17 protein-coding genes and 6 tRNA genes are annotated in these 16,886 nt (G+C 59.9%); 12 read left to right on the plus strand and 11 right to left on the minus strand.

Annotated elements, in window-relative coordinates; genetic code table 11:
- Positions 1 to 83 precede the first annotated feature (83 nt).
- Positions 84 to 332 carry a hypothetical protein gene (locus ACTNBK_RS11330; protein ID WP_441146147.1) on the plus strand — a complete coding sequence of 83 codons (249 nt, stop codon included), beginning with the start codon at positions 84 to 86 and terminating at the stop codon, positions 330 to 332.
- Between the two features lie 98 nt (positions 333 to 430).
- Here ACTNBK_RS11330 and ACTNBK_RS11335 read toward each other — a convergent pair.
- The 6 genes from ACTNBK_RS11335 to pyrB all read right to left on the minus strand — a co-directional run bounded on the left by ACTNBK_RS11335 (position 431) and on the right by pyrB (position 2,182).
- Positions 431 to 506: transfer RNA gene (locus ACTNBK_RS11335), tRNA-Lys, on the minus strand.
- A 40-nt stretch (positions 507 to 546) separates the two neighbouring features.
- Positions 547 to 621 (minus strand) — tRNA-Gln (locus ACTNBK_RS11340).
- Between the two features lie 65 nt (positions 622 to 686).
- A tRNA-His gene (locus ACTNBK_RS11345) sits at positions 687 to 762 on the minus strand.
- Between the two features lie 76 nt (positions 763 to 838).
- Positions 839 to 915 (minus strand) — tRNA-Arg (locus ACTNBK_RS11350).
- A gap of 3 nt (positions 916 to 918) precedes the next feature.
- Positions 919 to 992: transfer RNA gene (locus ACTNBK_RS11355), tRNA-Gly, on the minus strand.
- Between the two features lie 131 nt (positions 993 to 1,123).
- Positions 1,124 to 2,182: an aspartate carbamoyltransferase gene (pyrB, locus tag ACTNBK_RS11360; RefSeq protein ID WP_441146149.1), complete on the minus strand. Its 1,059-nt coding sequence runs from the start codon at positions 2,180 to 2,182 to the stop codon at positions 1,124 to 1,126.
- A 182-nt stretch (positions 2,183 to 2,364) separates the two neighbouring features.
- Between pyrB and ACTNBK_RS11365 the strand changes: the two genes are divergently transcribed.
- From ACTNBK_RS11365 to ACTNBK_RS11380, 4 genes are all read left to right on the plus strand, one after another.
- Positions 2,365 to 2,934, plus strand: a complete 570-nt coding sequence (locus ACTNBK_RS11365) for a putative ABC transporter permease (RefSeq protein ID WP_441146151.1) — start codon at positions 2,365 to 2,367, stop codon at positions 2,932 to 2,934.
- Positions 2,935 to 3,058: 124 nt separating this feature from the next.
- On the plus strand, positions 3,059 to 3,799 hold the full coding sequence (trhA, locus tag ACTNBK_RS11370; RefSeq protein ID WP_441146153.1) for a PAQR family membrane homeostasis protein TrhA: 741 nt from the start codon (positions 3,059 to 3,061) through the stop codon (positions 3,797 to 3,799).
- A gap of 87 nt (positions 3,800 to 3,886) precedes the next feature.
- Entirely contained in the window at positions 3,887 to 4,696 is an 810-nt protein-coding gene (locus ACTNBK_RS11375; RefSeq protein WP_441146155.1) for a DeoR/GlpR family DNA-binding transcription regulator, read from the plus strand.
- 475 nt (positions 4,697 to 5,171) lie between these two features.
- Entirely contained in the window at positions 5,172 to 5,417 is a 246-nt protein-coding gene (locus ACTNBK_RS11380; protein ID WP_441146157.1) for a hypothetical protein, read from the plus strand.
- A 50-nt stretch (positions 5,418 to 5,467) separates the two neighbouring features.
- Here the strand turns inward: ACTNBK_RS11380 and ACTNBK_RS11385 are convergent.
- Positions 5,468 to 5,554: transfer RNA gene (locus ACTNBK_RS11385), tRNA-Leu, on the minus strand.
- Between the two features lie 96 nt (positions 5,555 to 5,650).
- Positions 5,651 to 5,923, minus strand: a complete 273-nt coding sequence (locus ACTNBK_RS11390; protein WP_441146159.1) for a DUF6514 family protein — start codon at positions 5,921 to 5,923, stop codon at positions 5,651 to 5,653.
- 287 nt (positions 5,924 to 6,210) lie between these two features.
- Here ACTNBK_RS11390 and ACTNBK_RS11395 point away from each other — a divergent pair, with 287 nt between their 5' ends.
- The 7 genes from ACTNBK_RS11395 (at position 6,211) to ACTNBK_RS11425 (ending at position 13,231) form a co-directional block, all read left to right on the plus strand.
- Positions 6,211 to 7,158, plus strand: a complete 948-nt coding sequence (locus tag ACTNBK_RS11395) for a 2-hydroxyacid dehydrogenase (RefSeq protein WP_441146161.1) — start codon at positions 6,211 to 6,213, stop codon at positions 7,156 to 7,158.
- A 135-nt stretch (positions 7,159 to 7,293) separates the two neighbouring features.
- A complete protein-coding gene (locus tag ACTNBK_RS11400; RefSeq protein ID WP_441146163.1) occupies positions 7,294 to 7,887 on the plus strand; it encodes an AAA family ATPase in 594 nt (197 codons plus the stop codon).
- Between the two features lie 23 nt (positions 7,888 to 7,910).
- Positions 7,911 to 9,251: an MATE family efflux transporter gene (locus ACTNBK_RS11405; RefSeq protein WP_441146217.1), complete on the plus strand. Its 1,341-nt coding sequence runs from the start codon at positions 7,911 to 7,913 to the stop codon at positions 9,249 to 9,251.
- Positions 9,252 to 9,385: 134 nt separating this feature from the next.
- Positions 9,386 to 10,102 (plus strand): DUF554 domain-containing protein, encoded by a 717-nt coding sequence (locus ACTNBK_RS11410; RefSeq protein WP_441146165.1) that lies wholly within the window; start codon positions 9,386 to 9,388, stop codon positions 10,100 to 10,102.
- A gap of 235 nt (positions 10,103 to 10,337) precedes the next feature.
- Positions 10,338 to 11,114 carry an enoyl-CoA hydratase-related protein gene (locus tag ACTNBK_RS11415; protein WP_441146167.1) on the plus strand — a complete coding sequence of 259 codons (777 nt, stop codon included), beginning with the start codon at positions 10,338 to 10,340 and terminating at the stop codon, positions 11,112 to 11,114.
- A gap of 108 nt (positions 11,115 to 11,222) precedes the next feature.
- Entirely contained in the window at positions 11,223 to 12,074 is an 852-nt protein-coding gene (locus ACTNBK_RS11420; protein WP_441146169.1) for a 3-hydroxybutyryl-CoA dehydrogenase, read from the plus strand.
- Positions 12,075 to 12,157: 83 nt separating this feature from the next.
- A complete protein-coding gene (locus tag ACTNBK_RS11425) occupies positions 12,158 to 13,231 on the plus strand; it encodes a M24 family metallopeptidase (protein ID WP_441146170.1) in 1,074 nt (357 codons plus the stop codon).
- Between the two features lie 52 nt (positions 13,232 to 13,283).
- Here ACTNBK_RS11425 and ACTNBK_RS11430 read toward each other — a convergent pair whose 3' ends face one another.
- Genes ACTNBK_RS11430 through fumC form a run of 3 tightly spaced genes read right to left on the minus strand, consistent with a single transcriptional unit; the run spans position 13,284 to position 16,879 of the window.
- A complete protein-coding gene (locus ACTNBK_RS11430; protein ID WP_441146172.1) occupies positions 13,284 to 14,306 on the minus strand; it encodes an aldo/keto reductase in 1,023 nt (340 codons plus the stop codon).
- A 14-nt stretch (positions 14,307 to 14,320) separates the two neighbouring features.
- Positions 14,321 to 15,493: an NAD(P)-dependent malic enzyme gene (locus ACTNBK_RS11435; protein WP_441146174.1), complete on the minus strand. Its 1,173-nt coding sequence runs from the start codon at positions 15,491 to 15,493 to the stop codon at positions 14,321 to 14,323.
- 18 nt (positions 15,494 to 15,511) lie between these two features.
- Positions 15,512 to 16,879 carry a class II fumarate hydratase gene (gene fumC / locus ACTNBK_RS11440; protein WP_441146176.1) on the minus strand — a complete coding sequence of 456 codons (1,368 nt, stop codon included), beginning with the start codon at positions 16,877 to 16,879 and terminating at the stop codon, positions 15,512 to 15,514.
- Positions 16,880 to 16,886: the final 7 nt, after the last annotated feature.

Consider the following 16,886-nt stretch of genomic DNA (forward strand, 5'->3'; position numbering starts at 1 on the left):
CCCCCCCCCCCCCCCCCCCCCGCCCCCCCCCTCTCCACTTTTTTCCTTTACCAGATCGGGCGCCTGGCTTGCAGGCGTAGAAGTTGACGGGTGGTCTGCATGCGGCGCTGTGTGTGGTATTGCAGATACCGTTTCTTGGCGGCGCGCTGCACCTGCTGTTCCGCCTGAAATTCCCGCCAGAGGCCGCAGCTCTTGTGGCATCCGACACAGTACATGGCACAGGTGTTTTGACAGGGAAGCATATTTTGACCACTCCCATCCGGATGATGCTTTGTCCGTTCCTGGGTACAGTATATGCTTTGGATTTGGTTCCCACTACCATGTCCGTGTAAAAACTGGGTCAAGCTCCCGGGAAGCAGGGAAGGGGGTAGCAGATATTTTTGTGCATGAGCATAAAAAATGTGGTCGCAAAGCGAACTTTGCGACCACGTGGTGACCCAGCGGGGATTCGAACCCCGGACCCATTGCTTAAAAGGCAATTGCTCTGCCAACTGAGCTACTGAGTCTCATCAATATTGCAAAAGCCGACAAGGCGGCAGGAATATTTGGCTGGGATGGCTGGACTCGAACCAGCGGATGCGGGAGTCAAAGTCCCGTGCCTTACCACTTGGCTACACCCCAATACAGCGGTACCTAAAAGCGAAGGGCCGGAGCGGACGCTCCGGCCCTTCCGCCTTGAGGTCATATGGGGTGGGTGATGGGACTCGAACCCACGACACTCGGAACCACAATCCGATGCTCTACCAACTGAACTACACCCACCATATTAAAGACCGTGTATGAGTTTGCGCAAGCAGTTCAAGAATGTGCAACCGATCCCGGCCGCTTCTGGATCGTATGGCACGCCAGAAGGGACTCGAACCCCCGGCCCACTGCTTAGAAGGCAGTTGCTCTATCCAACTGAGCTACTGGCGCGTATGGAGCGGGTGATGGGAATCGAACCCACGCAACCAGCTTGGAAGGCTGGGATTCTACCATTGAACTACACCCGCACGGGCACTGTCCATCCTCGAATGTCAGCCAGGATATATTAACACATCGGGGGAGGGTTGTCAATCGATTTTTCCCACTTTGTGAAAATTTTTTTCTGCCCCGGCTCTGCCGGGGCAGAAAAGGGCTCTCGTCAATCCAGAGCGGCGTCGCAGTAGGCGCAGCAGTCCACACCGCCGTTCTTCTTCACCAGCGGGGGGAGGTAGTGCTCGGTCTGCGTGATGCAGCGGGGGTTGTGGCACACGGGCTCATGGCCGATCTCCACGGCGCCGGGGTCAATCCGGGGCTGGTTGGCCAGGTCGGTGAGCAGGGCCATCCGGGCGAACATGCCGTAGCGGGCCTGCTTGAAGTAGACCGCCCGGGGGTCGTCGTCCACGTCGATGTCGATCTCGTCCACACGGGGCAGGGGGTGCATCACCAGCAGGTCCTTCTTGGCACGGTCCAGCTTCCGGCGGGTGAGGACATAGATACCCTTGTTCCGCTCGTACTCCAGGGGGTCCACGAAGCGCTCACGCTGAATGCGGGTCATATAGAGCACATCCAGCTGGGGGATGACCGACTCCAGGCCGGTAACCTCGGTGAACCACATGTCGTTCTCCCGCATGAAAGATCGCATGTACTCGGGGATGGCCAGCTCACGGGGGGCAATGAGGAAGAACTTGATGCCCTGGAACTTGGCCATGGCCTTGATGAGGGAGTGGACGGTGCGGCCGTTCTTCAGGTCGCCGCACAGGCCCACGGAGAGACCGTCCACCTTGCCCCGCAGGCGGGTGATGGTGGTGAGGTCAGCGGTGGTCTGGGTGGGGTGCATGTGGCCGCCGTCGCCGGCGTTAATGACGGGCACGTCGGAGTAGAGGGAGGCGGCCTTGGCGGCGCCCTCCTGGGGATTGCGCATAACCACCACGTCGGCGTAGCCGGAAACCATCTTAATGGTATCCTTCAACGTTTCGCCCTTGGCCACCGAAGAGGAACGGGGATCAGCAAAGCCGAACACCGTGCCGCCCACCCGGAGCATGGCGGTCTGAAAGGAGAAGTTGGTGCGGGTAGAGGGCTCATAAAAAAGGCTTGCCATGACCCTGCCCTTGCAGGCGTCCAAAAAATCAGCGGGGTGGTCCATGATTTCACTGCACCGCTGGTACAGCGAATCCCACTCCGCTCGGCTGAGGTCTCCAAAGTCGATGAGATGCCGCATATCTTGACGATCCCCTTTAGAATTTTTTTCATTCTACCACAACCGCCGCTGAGAGACAAGGGGCAAGGTGACAAATTTCCCCTGACTTTCCGGCCATTCCTTGTGGCAGACGGGCAGGAAGGTGGGTATGTTTTTTGGATGCCCGACCATCCTAAGATGGAGACGTCAGGAGGGATGGATTTTTGGAGCGGTTGCTTTGGTATTTTATCCTTTATAGTTTTCTTGGATTTCTGGTGGAGGTTGCATTTGCTCGGGTGGTGCGGGCAGAGAAACAGGACAGGAAATGCTTCTATTTTCTTCCTTTATGTCCGGTCTACGGGCTGGGCGCCCTGCTGATTCTGGCACCGGCGCACCGGCTTTACCCTTATCCCGTCCTGGTGGCGGTGTGGTCGGCCATGGCCGCTACCGGCGCGGAGTATATCATGAGCCTCTTTTACGAAAAGGTGCTGGGGGTGTCCTTCTGGGATTATACCCAGCTGCCCGGAAATCTCCGGGGAAGGATCTGCCCCCTCTTTTCCGCCTTCTGGAGCCTGCTGGGGCTGCTGTCGGTCTATCTCATCCAGCCCCTGGCCGCTGAGGCGGCGGACCAGATCCCCACGCTGCTCCTTCGGGCAGTGGCCGTGCTCCTGCTGCTGGACGGCGGACTCACGGTCATTCTCCTGCGGAAAACCGGTTCGACCGACGTGCTTTGCTGGTATCGCCGTTTGCCTTTACTCATTCTGCCCAATTCTAAATCTGATTTAGAAAACTAGATTTTGTGATTTTTATATTGATATTTTGAGATGGGGCGAGTTATAATAGGAGCAGAGAAAAAACAGATCTTCGGACGACGTCAGGCCATCCGGAGGAAGCATCGTAAAGGGCGCGGTGATGAGTATGGATGAGCGCATGGAATATCGGACCCTTCCCATGGCAGGTGTGGAGCGGCAGCGCCGGTCCAGAGTCCGACGGGAGAAGGGGAGAGACCCCTATGATGGCCTGCGGCCCTGGTCGGCCATCACCCACGGGGTGGGCGCTGTGCTGGGCGTGATCGGCACCGTTCTGCTTCTGGTGCGGATGGTGGTGCTGGGGAGCGGCTGGGCGAGCACCGCTGCCTTCCTCATCTACGGACTGAGCATGATCGGCCTCTACACCGCCAGTACCCTCTACCACTGCATCAACACCAGCGTGGCGGGGCGGATCGCTTTGCGGAAGTACGACCACATCTCCATCTATTTCCTTATCGCGGGCACCTACACCCCCATCTGCCTGCTGACCCTGCTCCATGACGGCGGCATCCCCATGCTGATCATTGTCTGGGCGGTGGCGCTGCTGGGCACCGTGATGGCGCTGGTGTGGATCGACGCCCCGCGGTGGATCACTGCCGGTGTCTACCTCCTCATGGGCTGGATGTCGGTCTTTATGCTGCCCTCTCTGCTGCGGAACATGCCCCCTCTGGGTATCTTCTGGCTGGCGCTGGGCGGCGTCTTCTACACGGTGGGCGGCGTGCTGTACGCCATCAAGTGGCCCGGGCGGAACAATCCACGGTTCGGCTGCCACGAGATCTTCCATCTCTTTATCCTGCTGGGCAGTGTGGCCCACTTTTTCCTCATGTATCAGGTGGTGGCCTTACAGTGAGACGCACTTGGCCCCAACACCTCGCCGCCGGGATTTTATCTCCCGGCGGCGATTTTCTTTTACTTGCGTTTTGGCAGGAAATGCGCTATGATACTCTTTAAGAGAAAACCAGCCGGTATTTCGTACGGCGTACAGGAGGCTTTCGCATTGTTCAATCAACGGCAGTTAGAGATCATTGATCTCCTCCAGACGGAGGACAAGGTCAGTGTCAGCGAGCTCACCCAGCGCTTTGGGGTGTCTCTGGTAACGGTGCGGCAGGACCTGAAGAAGCTGGAGGACCAGGGCGTTCTCAAGCGGACTCATGGCGGAGCCATCCCCGTGGACAACGGATATGATACCTCCACCCGGATGTGGAACAACTATGAGCAGAAGCTGCGGATCGCCCAGCGAGCGGCGGAGATGGTGAGCGATGGGGAGACCGTCATCGTCGAGACGGGGTCCACCTGCTCTCTGCTGGCCAGGGAGCTGGCCTCCAAGCGGGGCGTCACCGTCATCACCAACTCGGTATTCCTGTGCAACTTTGTGCGTCGGTGCCCGGCGCTGGATGTGGTGCTGCTGGGCGGCTCCTTCCAGCACGACGCCGAGGCCAACGTGGGTCCCCTCACCAAATTGGGCCTGGCCCAGTTCTCGGTGGACAAGTGCTTCATCGGCGCCGACGCCATCAGTGAGGACAAGGGTATCTCCACCATCAACCTCTTCCGGGCTGAGGTGGCCCGTGCCATGGCCAAGTCGGCCAAGAAGATGATTGTGCTGGCCACCTCCGACAAAGTGGGGGCCAACGCCGTGGCGTCCAGCTTCCCCCTCTCGTCTGTCCACACCGTTATCACGGATAAGGACCTGAGCAAAGAGGGAAGGACACTGCTGGACCAGGCAGGCGTGGAAGTCATTACCGTCTGAGACCAGGAAATACCAGCGGCCCCCGGACACTGTCCGGGGGCCTTTTTGCGGGTTCACAAATTGTTCACGCATCCTTCAAAGTTTGTCCATCCATTCCCCGTGGCGGATGTGGTATCCTATGAGCGTGGACAGGATAACAGATAAAAACATCACTTCATCATCTCCAACCTCCTCTCTCTTTCTCAACTCAACACAGGGAAACGCCTCGCTGACAGCGGGGCGTTTTTCTATCTTCAGAATCGGACGACGGTTATGGTTGGCAAAGGAGGCTTTGCATTGAACGCAGGGGAAGGATATCATATCCCGTTTCGGAAAAGTACGGATCAGGAGTTGATACAGCGGCTTGTTAGGAAGGTGGATGTCGAGCCGGTCGACTTGTCCATTTTCTGCTTATTTTGTGAAGAGTCTTTATTTCAATGCGTTTCACGCGATTACCAATTATGTGCCCGCTCTGAAGCCGGAGGATTTTTGCTTTGTGGCCTATAAACTCCTGGATTCGGCGCGGAATACAGCGTATAATCAAGTCCTGATGGGAATAAAAGAAAAATTCGTTTATTTTATCCTGGAACGCAAAACCGGCTATATTATGTGCAACAGCCCACAGCTTTTTTGGGAGGGCATGGTCAAACGGGGCATCGGACCAGAGGAATATGAGAATGAACCCGCATTTTTGATGTACTATCTTGATTGCGTAGAAACCTATCGCATGCAATATCTGTGATGATCGGGAAAAAGAAAAAGAGAGACAGGACTAAGTCCTGTCTCTCTTTTTGGTGCGGCTGGCGGGAGTCGAACCCGCACGCCCATACGGACACAAGCACCTCAAGCTTGCCAGTCTACCAGTTCCAGCACAGCCGCAAAATGCGACCCAAGTTTGAATCGCAAGGGTTATTATATCTGCTGTGGCTGGATTTGTCAACAGCTTTTTTTCAAGTCGCAGCATTTCTGTTGCGGTCACAGCCAGTCATCCACCACATCCCGGACTCCGGCGGGGCCCACCGTGTTTCGGGTGAGCAGCTCCATGAGGCTGTCGATCCGTTCGGTGTTCACGGTGAGGTCGGGGATGGCAGCCGTCTCGCCGCCTGCCTCTCGAACCTTGACGCCATAGCTCTCGCAGGCAAAGTGTCCCCCCACTTCCATCTGCCCAATGAGCACGTAGTATTCAAAGCGGTGGGGTTGTCCATCTTCTCCGGATGCTGTCCGGCTGCCCACGAACAGTTCACGCATGCTTATACCTCCTCTTTTGTTATGATTACCATTATATGTAATATTATTCCAATTTCAAGGGGCGCGTATCGCCTGTTTTGACAGAAAACGTCCGAAGCCGTCCCCAAAACCGGGGACGGGATGGGGGATGGTGGCGAAAAAGCATGGCGGAAGAAGAGGACCGTCGGACGATTCCATAAATGGTAGTACCCTTGCTTTTGACGGCGCTGGTGGTATAATGGATCTATTCAGACGGATTGCGAGGCGGCGCTAAGCCGCCGGGACCACAGAGAATGGGAGGATCATAGATGAAGATCGTACTTTTGGAATCTCTGGGCGTGCCGGATGCCCTCCTGAACGAGTGTGCCCGGCCCTTTGTGGAGGCCGGACACACCTTTGAAGCCTATCCTAAGGACACCGATCCCAAGGTCCAGCTCCAGCGGGCGGTTGACGCCGACGTCATCATGCTGGCCAACATGCCCCTTACCGGGGAGGTCATTTCCGGTTGCTCCAACCTGAAGTTTATCGATGTGGCCTTCACCGGTGTAGACCACGTGGATCTGGCCGCTGCCAAGGCCAAAGGGGTGACCGTGTCCAATGCGGCGGGCTACTCCACCCAGGCGGTGGCCGAGCTGAGCCTGTGCATGATGCTCTCCCTGCTGCGGAACGTGCCCCAGGTGGGGGAGCGCTGCCGGACCGGCGGTACCAAGGACGGCCTGGTGGGCTCCGAGCTCCGGGGCAAGACGGTGGGCATCGTGGGTGCCGGCGCCATCGGCACCCGTACCGCTCAGCTGTGCGCCGCCTTCGGCTGCAAGGTGCTGGCCTACAAGCGCCACATCAAGGGGGACGAGCCTGACTTCATGACCTTTGTCTCCCTGGATGAGCTGCTGGCGCAGTCTGACATCATCTCCCTCCACTGCCCCCTGAACGATGAGTCCCGGGGTATGATCAACCGGGAGACCATCGCCAAGATGAAGGAGGGGGCCCTCCTCATCAATGCCGCCCGTGGTCCCGTGGTGGACAGCCAGGCCCTGGCCGACGCCCTCAACAGTGGCCGTCTGGGCGGAGCCGGCATCGACGTCTTTGAGATGGAGCCGCCGGTACCTCAGGACCACCCCCTGCTCCATGCCAAGAACACCATCGTCACCCCCCATGTGGCCTTCGCCACCGCCGAGTCCATGGAGGAGCGCTGCCACATCGTCTTCGATAACCTGAAGGCGTGGATGGATGGAACGCCCGTCAACCGGGTCCTCTGAGCACAGCGTAAAAGGTCTACAATATACAATAGAATGGAAGAAAAACCACGGTCTGGTGTGGAACCTGACCGTGGTTTTTTCAACGGTAATATGGTATAATGTTAGCAGAGAACAAGGGAAAAAGGAGGTACCATTATGGCCCATACTGTGATCACCATCGGCCGTCAGTTTGGCTCCGGCGGACGCATCATCGCCCAGCGGGTGGCAGAAACCCTGCATATCCCCTTCTACGACAAGGCCGTGATTGACCTGGCAGCCAAGGAGACCGGCCTCTCCGAGGAATTCATCCGTCAGGCCGAGCAGAAAAAGACCAGCAGCTTCCTCTACAACCTCTACATGAGCACGCAAAATCTCCCTGTTACCGATCAGGTGTTTATCGCCGAGAGCGAGGTCATCCGCAAGGTGGCCGCCGTGGGACCCTGCGTCATCGTTGGCCGCTGCGCCGACTATGTCCTGCGTAACCAGGAGGGGGTTCTCAATCTCTTCATCCACGCTCCTCTGGATGAGCGGATCTTCCGGGCCAAGGAGGAGTACAAGGTAGATGCCCCCGATGTCCGGGCCTATGTGCTCAAGCAGGACAAGAACCGCGCCGCCTTCTACGAGCACTTCTCCGACCGGGTCTGGGGCAAGGCGGAGAACTACCATTTGGCCATCAACAGCACCATCGGCCTGGACACCACGGTAGATCTTATTTTGGCACTGGCCGAGGAACGGGGGCTCCATAAGTGAATCAGCAGCCCCAGGAGAACAAGATGGGCGTTATGCCTGTCAACCGTCTCCTCATCACTATGTCCCTGCCCATGATGATCTCCATGCTGGTGCAGGCACTCTATAACGTGGTGGACAGCGTTTTCGTCTCCTACATCAGCGAGGACGCCCTGGCCGCCGTGGGTCTGGCCTTCCCGGCTCAGAATCTGATGATCTCGGTGGCTGTGGGCACCGGCGTCGGCATCAACGCCCTCCTCTCCAAGAGTTTGGGCGAAAAGAACTATGAGACCGCTAACCGCACGGCGGTCAACGGTATTTTCCTGGCTTTCTGTTCCTGGGTGGTTTTCGCCGTGCTGGGCGGTTTCTTCGCCCGGACCTTCATGGAACTCCAGACCCCGGTGGAGAGCATCGCCGACTACGGCACCACCTATCTCTCCATCGTCGCGGTGGTGTCGGTGGGCATGATGTTCCAGATCTGTTTCGAACGGCTCCTCCAGTCCACCGGCAAGACCATTTTCACCATGATCTCCCAGGCAACCGGCGCCATCATCAATATCATCATGGACCCCCTGCTCATTTTCGGCGTGGGGCCGTTTCCCAAAATGGGCATCGCCGGCGCCGCCTGGGCCACCGTGCTGGGGCAGATCGTGGGCGCTCTGCTGGGACTCTACTGCAACTTGCGGATGAATCCGGAGATATCCATCTCCTTCCGAGGCTTCCGGCCAAGCGGTGCCATTATTGGCAAAATCTACTCCGTGGGTGTGCCCTCCATCATCATGTCCTCTATCGGCTCGGTGATGACCTTCGGCATGAACAAGATTCTGGGTGCCTTCAACTCCACCGCGGTGGCGGTCTTCTCCGCCTACTTCAAGCTGGAGTCCTTCATCTTCATGCCCGTCTTCGGCCTCAACAACGGCATCGTCCCCATCATTGCCTACAACTACGGCGCCCGGAAGCCGGAGCGCATCAGCCGTACCGTCAAGCTGGGGGTGCTGTATGCGCTGGCCATCATGGCAGTTGGCGTAGCCCTTTTCTGGATCGTCCCCCGGCAGCTGCTGGGCATCTTCAACGCCTCTGACTATATGCTGGAGCTCGGTGTGCCCGCCCTGCGGGTCATCAGTTTGAGCTTCCTCTTCGCCGCCTTCGGCATCGTCACCTCCTCGGTGTGTCAGGCCTTGGGCAAGGGTGTGCTGAGCCTGATGGTGTCCGTGCTCCGGCAACTGGTGCTCATTCTGCCTGCCGCCTGGGTCCTGGGCCGTATGTTCGGTCTGAGCGCCGTGTGGCTGGCTTTCCCCTTCGCGGAGATTTTCTCCTTCCTCCTGAGCATGACCTTTATGGCTTATATGTTCCGAACCATCATCCGGCCTATGGCAAAGCCCCAGTGACCGGAATGAGCGACCCGGCGAACAGTTGTGCGCCGGGTCGCTTTTTGTTTTATCACTTTAACGCTTTACATGGACAGCTAATCTGTGGTATGATAATCCCAATGTGTGCTCAAGAGAAAGAAGGTCCCATTTTCATGCTTGCAACCATCATCAATGCCGTGCTCGTTCTGATCGGAAGCATCCTGGGCGTGCTTTTTAAAAATCGAATCGGTGCCCGGTTCAATACCATCCTTACCCATGCACTGGGTCTGTGTGTTCTGGGCATCGGTGTCACCTCCGCCATCGCTACGGAGAATACGCTGTGCGTCATTGTCTGCATGGTCTTGGGGACCATCCTTGGGGAGGCCATCCGCATCGAGGACCGGCTGGATGCGGCAGGGGAACTGCTCCGGCGAAAGCTGGCTGGTGGAGAGAGCGGCAACAGCAGCCGTTTTACGGAGGGCTTTGTGACCGCTGCTGTTCTGTTTTGTGTGGGCTCCATGGCCATCATGGGCTCCATGGAGGCTGGCATCCAAGGGAAATATGATATTCTGATCTCCAAAGGTGTCATTGATGGTGTGACCTCCATCACGCTGGCCTCTGCCATGGGTGTGGGTGTGGCTTTTTCCGTGCTGCCGCTGATGATCTATCAGGGGGGGCTCACCCTCCTTTTCGCCCAGGTGGGGCCCTTCCTGGACAGCGCCGCCATCACGGAAATGAGCGCCGTGGGCGGCACCATCATTGTGGGCATCGCCATCAATATGCTGGGGCTGGGCAAGGCTAAGATTCGGGTGGGGAATATGCTGCCGGCCATTTTTCTGCCGCTGCTCTATCTGCCGGTGTCCCAGTGGCTCTCCGGGTTGGTGGGGTGACAAATTCGCCATAACGGGAATTTGGCGGCCAAGATGTTCCCAAAAAACGGGAAAATTGGTGCTACCACATGAAAATGATGCGAAAAAGAGCCGCTTATTTTGTAAATACTTGTGCTTTTGAAACAAAAATTTTCCCTTTTGCCCTCTTGCACAGTGGGGAGAAACGGTCTATACTGATACTTGCGAAAGGCCTGGTGGGAAGGGCTGCATCGCATTACAAAGGAGGTAGCAAACTATGGGATTTGTCAAAATTGAACAGCAGGGTCATGTTGGTATTTTGACCATTGACCGTCAGGAAGCCCTGAACGCCCTCAACAGCCAGGTGCTCAGCGACCTGGATGCGGCTATCGATGAAGTGGCCGCCAATGATGATATCTATGTAGTGATCCTCACCGGCGCCGGCCGTTCCTTCGTGGCTGGTGCCGATATCGGTGAGATGCGGGACCTCACCTCCATCAGCGGCAAGAAGTTTGGTGTCCATGGCGGCAGCGTCTTCCTGAAGCTGGAGAATATGGCCAAGCCCGTTATCGCCGCGGTGAACGGCTTTGCTCTGGGCGGCGGCAACGAGCTTTGCATGGCCTGTGATATCCGTCTGGCCAGCGAGAAGGCCAAGTTTGGTCAGCCCGAGGTGGGCCTGGGCATCACCCCCGGCTTCGCCGGCACCCAGCGTCTGCCCCGTATCGTGGGTATCTCCAAGGCCATGGAGCTGATCCTCACTGCCAAGGTCATCGGCGCCGCCGAGGCCAAGGCCATCGGCCTGGTCAGCGAGGTCTATCCCCCCGAGGAGCTGATGCCCAAGGCCATGGAGCTGGCCAACGGCATCTGCGCCAACGCTCAGATCGCCGTGCAGGAGTCCAAGCGTTGCATCCGTATGGGCATGCAGACCGACATTGCCACCGGTTCCGCCTTTGAGGCTGAAGCCTTTGGTGTCTGCTTTGGTACCGAGGATCAGACCGAGGGTATGAGCGCTTTCCTGGAGAAGCGCGCTGAGAAGCACTTCCAGAACAAGTAATACGGTTCCGGGTTACATATGGCACCCGTTATCGCACGTCCGGACGATCAGGTCTGGAACATGATCAGACATGATTTTAATAAAATTTGGGAAAAGGGGTATGCAACTATGAAAAAGATCGTTGTCATCGGCGGCGGCACCATGGGCCTGGATATCGCCCAGGTCTTTGCCAAGAAGGGCTTTGATGTGACCGTGCGCGACATCAACGACGACATCATCAAGGCTTCCGAGGCCCGCCTGAACAAGGGCCTGGACAAGCTGGTATCCAAGGGCAAGCTGGATGAGGCCGGCAAGAAGGCCATCACCGACAAGATGACCTTCACCACTGACCTGAATGCCGCCGCCGATGCCGACCTGGTTGTTGAGGCCGCCATCGAGAAGCTGGAGATCAAGAAGAGCATCTTCGCCGATCTGGACAAGATCTGCAAGCCCGAGACCATCCTGGCCACCAACACCTCCTCCATCTCCATCACCGCCATCGCCGCCGCTACTCAGCGCCCCGACAAGTTCATCGGCATGCACTTCTTCAACCCCGCCACCGTCATGAAGCTGGTTGAGGTCATCCGTGGCGCCAAGACCTCCGACGAGACCTACAAGACCATCCACGACCTGTCCGTGGAGATCGGCAAGGAGCCCGTCGAGGTCCACGAGGCCCCCGGCTTTGTGGTCAACAAGATCCTGATCCCCATGATCAACGAGGCCGCCGACCTGCTCTACACCGGTGTCGCTACCGCTGAGGGCATCGACACCGCCATGAAGCTGGGCGCCAACCACCCCATGGGCCCCCTGGCTCTGGGCGATCTGATCGGTCTGGACGTCTGCCAGGCCATCATGGACACCCTGTACAGCGAGACCGGCGACTCCAAGTATCGCTGCTCCCTGCTGATCCGCAAGATGGTCCGTGCCGGCCAGCTGGGCCGCAAGACCGGTGTGGGCTTCTTCGACTACACCAAGAAGTAAGACAATCTCATAAAGTGAAGGACGCGGGCCTGCCTGACGGCGGGACCGCGTCCTTTTTAACTGACACAAAGGAGATACACGCTATGAATCAGACGCGCCTAGACCGTGTGGTGGCGAACATGGCCGCCCAGGGCCTGGGGCAGATCGTGGTGACGGCGACTGCCTCGGTGTACTACCTCACCGGCATCCACGTGGAGCCCATGGAGCGGATGCTGGCCCTGCTCATCCGGGACGACGGCAGCTGCACCCTGTATGCCAATGAGCTCTTCGCCCTCCAGCCCCAGCCCGACCTGCCCATGAAGCTCCACACCGACAGCGACGACCCTGCCGCCATCCTGGCCGCCGACCTGAAGCCGGGGAAGCTGGGGGTGGACAAGTCCTGGCCCAGCAAGTTCCTCATCGGAGTTCTGAGCCGCCGCAGTGACATTGTGCCGGTGCTGGGCTCCGCCCCGGTGGACGACGCCCGGATGTGCAAGGACGCAGCTGAGGTCGACGCCATGCGCCGGGCCTCTAAGATCAACGACCAGGTGATGGCGGCCACCATCCAGGCCATCCATGCAGGCGCCACGGAGAATGAGCTGGCCGGCCTGGTGGAGAAGCTCTTCCGGGACCACGGCGCCGACCGGTCCAGCGAGGGCCAGCTGGTCTGTTTCGGGCCCAACGGCGCCGATCCCCACCACGGCCCCAACGACACCGTGCTCAAGCGCGGAGACTCGGTGGTCATGGACATCTTCATCCCTATCCAGCGGTACTGGTGCGACATGACCCGCACCGTCTTCTTCGGCCAGGTGAGCGAGGAGGGGCGGAAGGTGTATGAGACCGTCCGGACGGCCAATGAGGCCGCCGAGGCCATGATTCGCCCCGGCATCCCCATGCGGGACATTGACGCCGCCGCCCGGAAGGTCATCACCGACGCTGGCTACGGCCCCTACTTCACTCACCGGCTGGGCCACGGCTGTGGCCTGGAGTGCCACGAGCCCCCGGACAACTCCTCTGCATGTGAGGTGCTCACCCGGCCGGGCATGGTCTTTTCGGTGGAGCCGGGTATCTACCTGCCCGGCAAGCTGGGGGTGCGCATTGAGGATCTGGCGCTGGTCACCGAGACCGGCTGCGAGGTCCTCAACGCCTACCCCAAGGACCTGCTGGTGGTGGAATGACGATAAAAAAGGACCGTGGAACTTGTCGTTCCACGGTCCTTTTCTGTGCCTGTCAGGGCTGTTTGCCCGCCAGGATCTCCTTGTAATCCTTATAATTCTCCTCCAGCAGCTTGGGGGTGTCCAGGCCGTAGGGGCACTTGGAGGCGCACTGACCGCAGTGGAGGCAGTTTTCGATCTTGGCCATCTTGGCCTGCATCTCCGGGGTAAGCTGATCGGCCTGGGGGGCCCGGCGGATCATGAGGGACATGCGGGCGCAGTTGTTGATCTCGATGCCCACGGGGCAGGGCATACAGTAGCCGCAGCCCCGGCAGAAGCTGCCCTTTAGCTGTACCCGGTCGGCCTGGATGAGGGCCTGCCGGGCCTCGTCCAGGGCGGGGGGCTCCTTCACATAGGAGAGGAACTCCTTCAGTTCGCTCTCCCGCTGGACGCCCCAGATGGGCAGGACCTCTGGGTATTGGGCCAGCCAGGCATAGGCGGCGGCGGAGTCCCGGATGAGGCCGCCGGAGAGGGCCTTCATAGCGATGAAGCCCATGCCGGCGTCCCGGGCGGCAGTACGGATGGCCTGGTCCTTGTCGGTGGCCAGGTAGCAGAAGGGAAACTGGAGGGTGGCGTAGAGGCCGGAGTCGATGGCCTCCTGTGCCACTGCCAGACGGTGGTTTGTGATGCCGATGAAGCGGACCTTGCCCTGGGCCCTGGCGGTCTCCATGGCCTCGTAGAGGCCGGTGCCGTCGCCAGGCTTGGGACAGAAGGCGGGGTTGTGGAACTGGTAGAGGTCCACATAGTCGGTTTTCAGGTTGCGGAGGCTGGTCTCCAGGTCGGCCCAGAAGCCTTCCGCCGTGACGGCCGCCGTCTTGGTAGCCAGGAAAAACTCGCTCCGGCGATGGGAGAGGGCATAGCCGATCTTCTCCTCACTGTCGGTGTAGAACCGGGCGGTGTCGAAGAAGGTCATGCCGCCGTCCAGGGCCATAGTGAGGAGCCTGGCGGCCTCTTCACGGCTCACCCGCTGGATGGGGAGGGCGCCGAAGCCGTTCTTGTTGACGGTGATGCCGGTCTTACCCAGGGTCACAGTGTCCATGTCATGTTCTCCTTTCAGATGCGGGCGATGCCCTGCTCCCGGGCCTCGTCTGCCACGGCCTTGGCCACGGCCTCGGCCACCGACTTGTCCAGCACCGAGGGGATGATGTAGTCGGGGGTGAGCTGGTCGTCGGGGATGAGGGCGGCGATGGCCTTGGCGGCCCGGATCTTCATACCCTCGGTGATGTCCCGGGCCCGGACCCGGAGGGCTCCCTTGAAGACGCCGGGGAAGACCAGCACGTTGTTGATCTGGTTGGGGAAGTCGCTGCGGCCGGTGCCGATGACGGCGGCGCCGCCCTTTTTGGCCTCGTCGGGCATGATCTCGGGGACGGGGTTGGCCATGGGGAAGACGATGCCCTGGTTCATGGTAGACACCATCTCGGCAGTGACCAGGCCGGGTCGGGAGACTCCGATGAAGGCGTCGGCTCCCCTGAGGGCGTCGGCCAGGGTGCCGTGGAGGTGGTCGGGGTTGGTGACGTGGCTCATCTCCTCCTGGCCGGAGGTGAGGCCCTCGTCCCCCTCACAGATGATGCCGTGGATGTCGCAGAGGGTGACGGTGCCGAAGCCCATGGAGAGGAGGAGCTTGGCGATGGCGATGCCGGCGGCGCCGGCGCCATTGATGACGATCTTCACCTTGCCCATCTCCTTGCCGGTGACCTTCACGGCGTTGAGGAGGGCGGCAGCCACCACGATGGCGGTGCCGTGCTGGTCGTCATGGAAGACGGGGATGTCGCAGAGCTCTTTTAAGCGGCGCTCCACCTCGAAGCACCGGGGGGCGGCGATGTCCTCCAGGTTGATGCCGCCGAAGCTCTTGGAGATGAGGGCGATGGTCTCCACCAGCTTGTCCACGTCCTTGGTGTCCACGCACAGGGGGATGGCGTCCACGTCGCCGAACTCCTTGAAGAGGGCGCACTTGCCCTCCATGACGGGCATACCGGCGGCGGGGCCGATGTCGCCCAGGCCCAGCACGGCGGAGCCGTCGGTGATGACGGCCACCAGGTTGCTCCGGCGGGTGAGGGCGAAGGACTTTTCATAATCGGCCTGGATCTCCCGGCAGGGCTGGGCCACACCGGGGGTATAGAGGAGGGACAGGTCCTCCCGGGTCTCCACGTGCTTGCGGGCGATGACCTCGATCTTGCCGTGGAGGGCGTAGTGGAGGTCCAGGGACTTTTGGCTGATCTCATCCATGGGGATAACTTCCTTTCCTTATACCATCTCTTCGGGGTGGAACACTTCGTCGAACTTTTCGGGGGTCAGAAAGGCCAGCTTCACGCAGGCCTCCTTGAGGGAGATGCCCTCGTCGTAGGCCAGTTTGGCGGTCTTGGCGGCGTTGTCGTAGCCGATATAGGGGTTGAGGGCGGTGACCAGCATGAGGGAGTTGTGGAGGTTGTGGCGGCACTTCTCCCGGTCGGCGGTGATGCCGGCGGCGCAGTTGCGGTCAAAGGAGACCATGGCGTCGGAAAGGAGCCGGGCTGACTGGAGAAAATTGTAGATGCACACCGGCATGAAGACGTTGAGCTCGAAATTGCCCTGGCTGGCCGCCATGCCAACCGCCACGTCATTGGCCATGACCTGAACGGCTACCATGGTCAACGCTTCACACTGGGTGGGGTTGACCTTGCCGGGCATGATGGACGAGCCGGGTTCATTCTCTGGGATGCGGATCTCCCCCAGGCCACAGCGGGGGCCCGAGGCCAGCCACCGCACGTCGTTGGCGATCTTCATGAGGTCGGCGGCCAGGGCCTTGAGGGCGCCGTGGGTAAAGACCAGCTCGTCCTTGCTGGTGAGAGCGTGGAACTTGTTGGGGGCGGTGACGAAGGCCTTGCCGGTGAGGGCGGCCACCTCCTCGGCCACCGCCGTGTCAAAGCCGGCGGGGGCGTTGAGGCCGGTGCCCACGGCGGTGCCGCCCAGGGCCAGCTCGTGGAGAGGGGGCAGAGCGGCGCGGATGAGGGCCGCGTCCCGCTCCAGGGAGGTCCGCCAGCCGCTGATCTCCTGGCCCAGGGTGATGGGCACCGCGTCCTGGAGGTGGGTGCGGCCCGACTTCACCACATCGGCGTTCTCCGCCTCCAGCCGCTTCAGAGTGGCGGACAGGCCCTCCAGGGCGGGGAGGAGATGGTCCTCCAGGCTGACCACCGCCGCGATGTGCATGGCGGTGGGGAAGGTGTCATTGGAGGACTGGGACATGTTCACGTGGTCGTTGGGGTGGAGGAGCCTTTCCCCCAGCAGCTCGTTGCCCCGGTTGGCGATGACCTCGTTGACGTTCATGTTGGACTGAGTCCCGGAGCCGGTCTGCCACACCGCCAGGGGGAAGTGGCCCTCCAGCCTGCCGGCCAGGATCTCGTCGCAGACGGCGCAGATGGAGCCGCACCGGGTCTCGTCCAGCTTGCCAAGCCGCCGGTTGGCCAGGGCGGCACCCTTCTTGAGCAGGGCGAAGGCCCGGATGATCTCCACGGGCATCTTCTCCACACCAATTTTAAAATTCTCAAAGCTGCGCTGGGTCTGGGCGCCCCAGTACCGGTCCGCCGGTACCTTCATCTCGCCCATGCTGTCCCGCTCTATGCGGTATTCCGCCATAAGCACC

This window comes from Intestinimonas sp. HCP28S3_D6 (genome assembly GCF_052065695.1).
In the GTDB taxonomy this organism is placed as follows: domain Bacteria; phylum Bacillota; class Clostridia; order Oscillospirales; family Oscillospiraceae; genus Intestinimonas.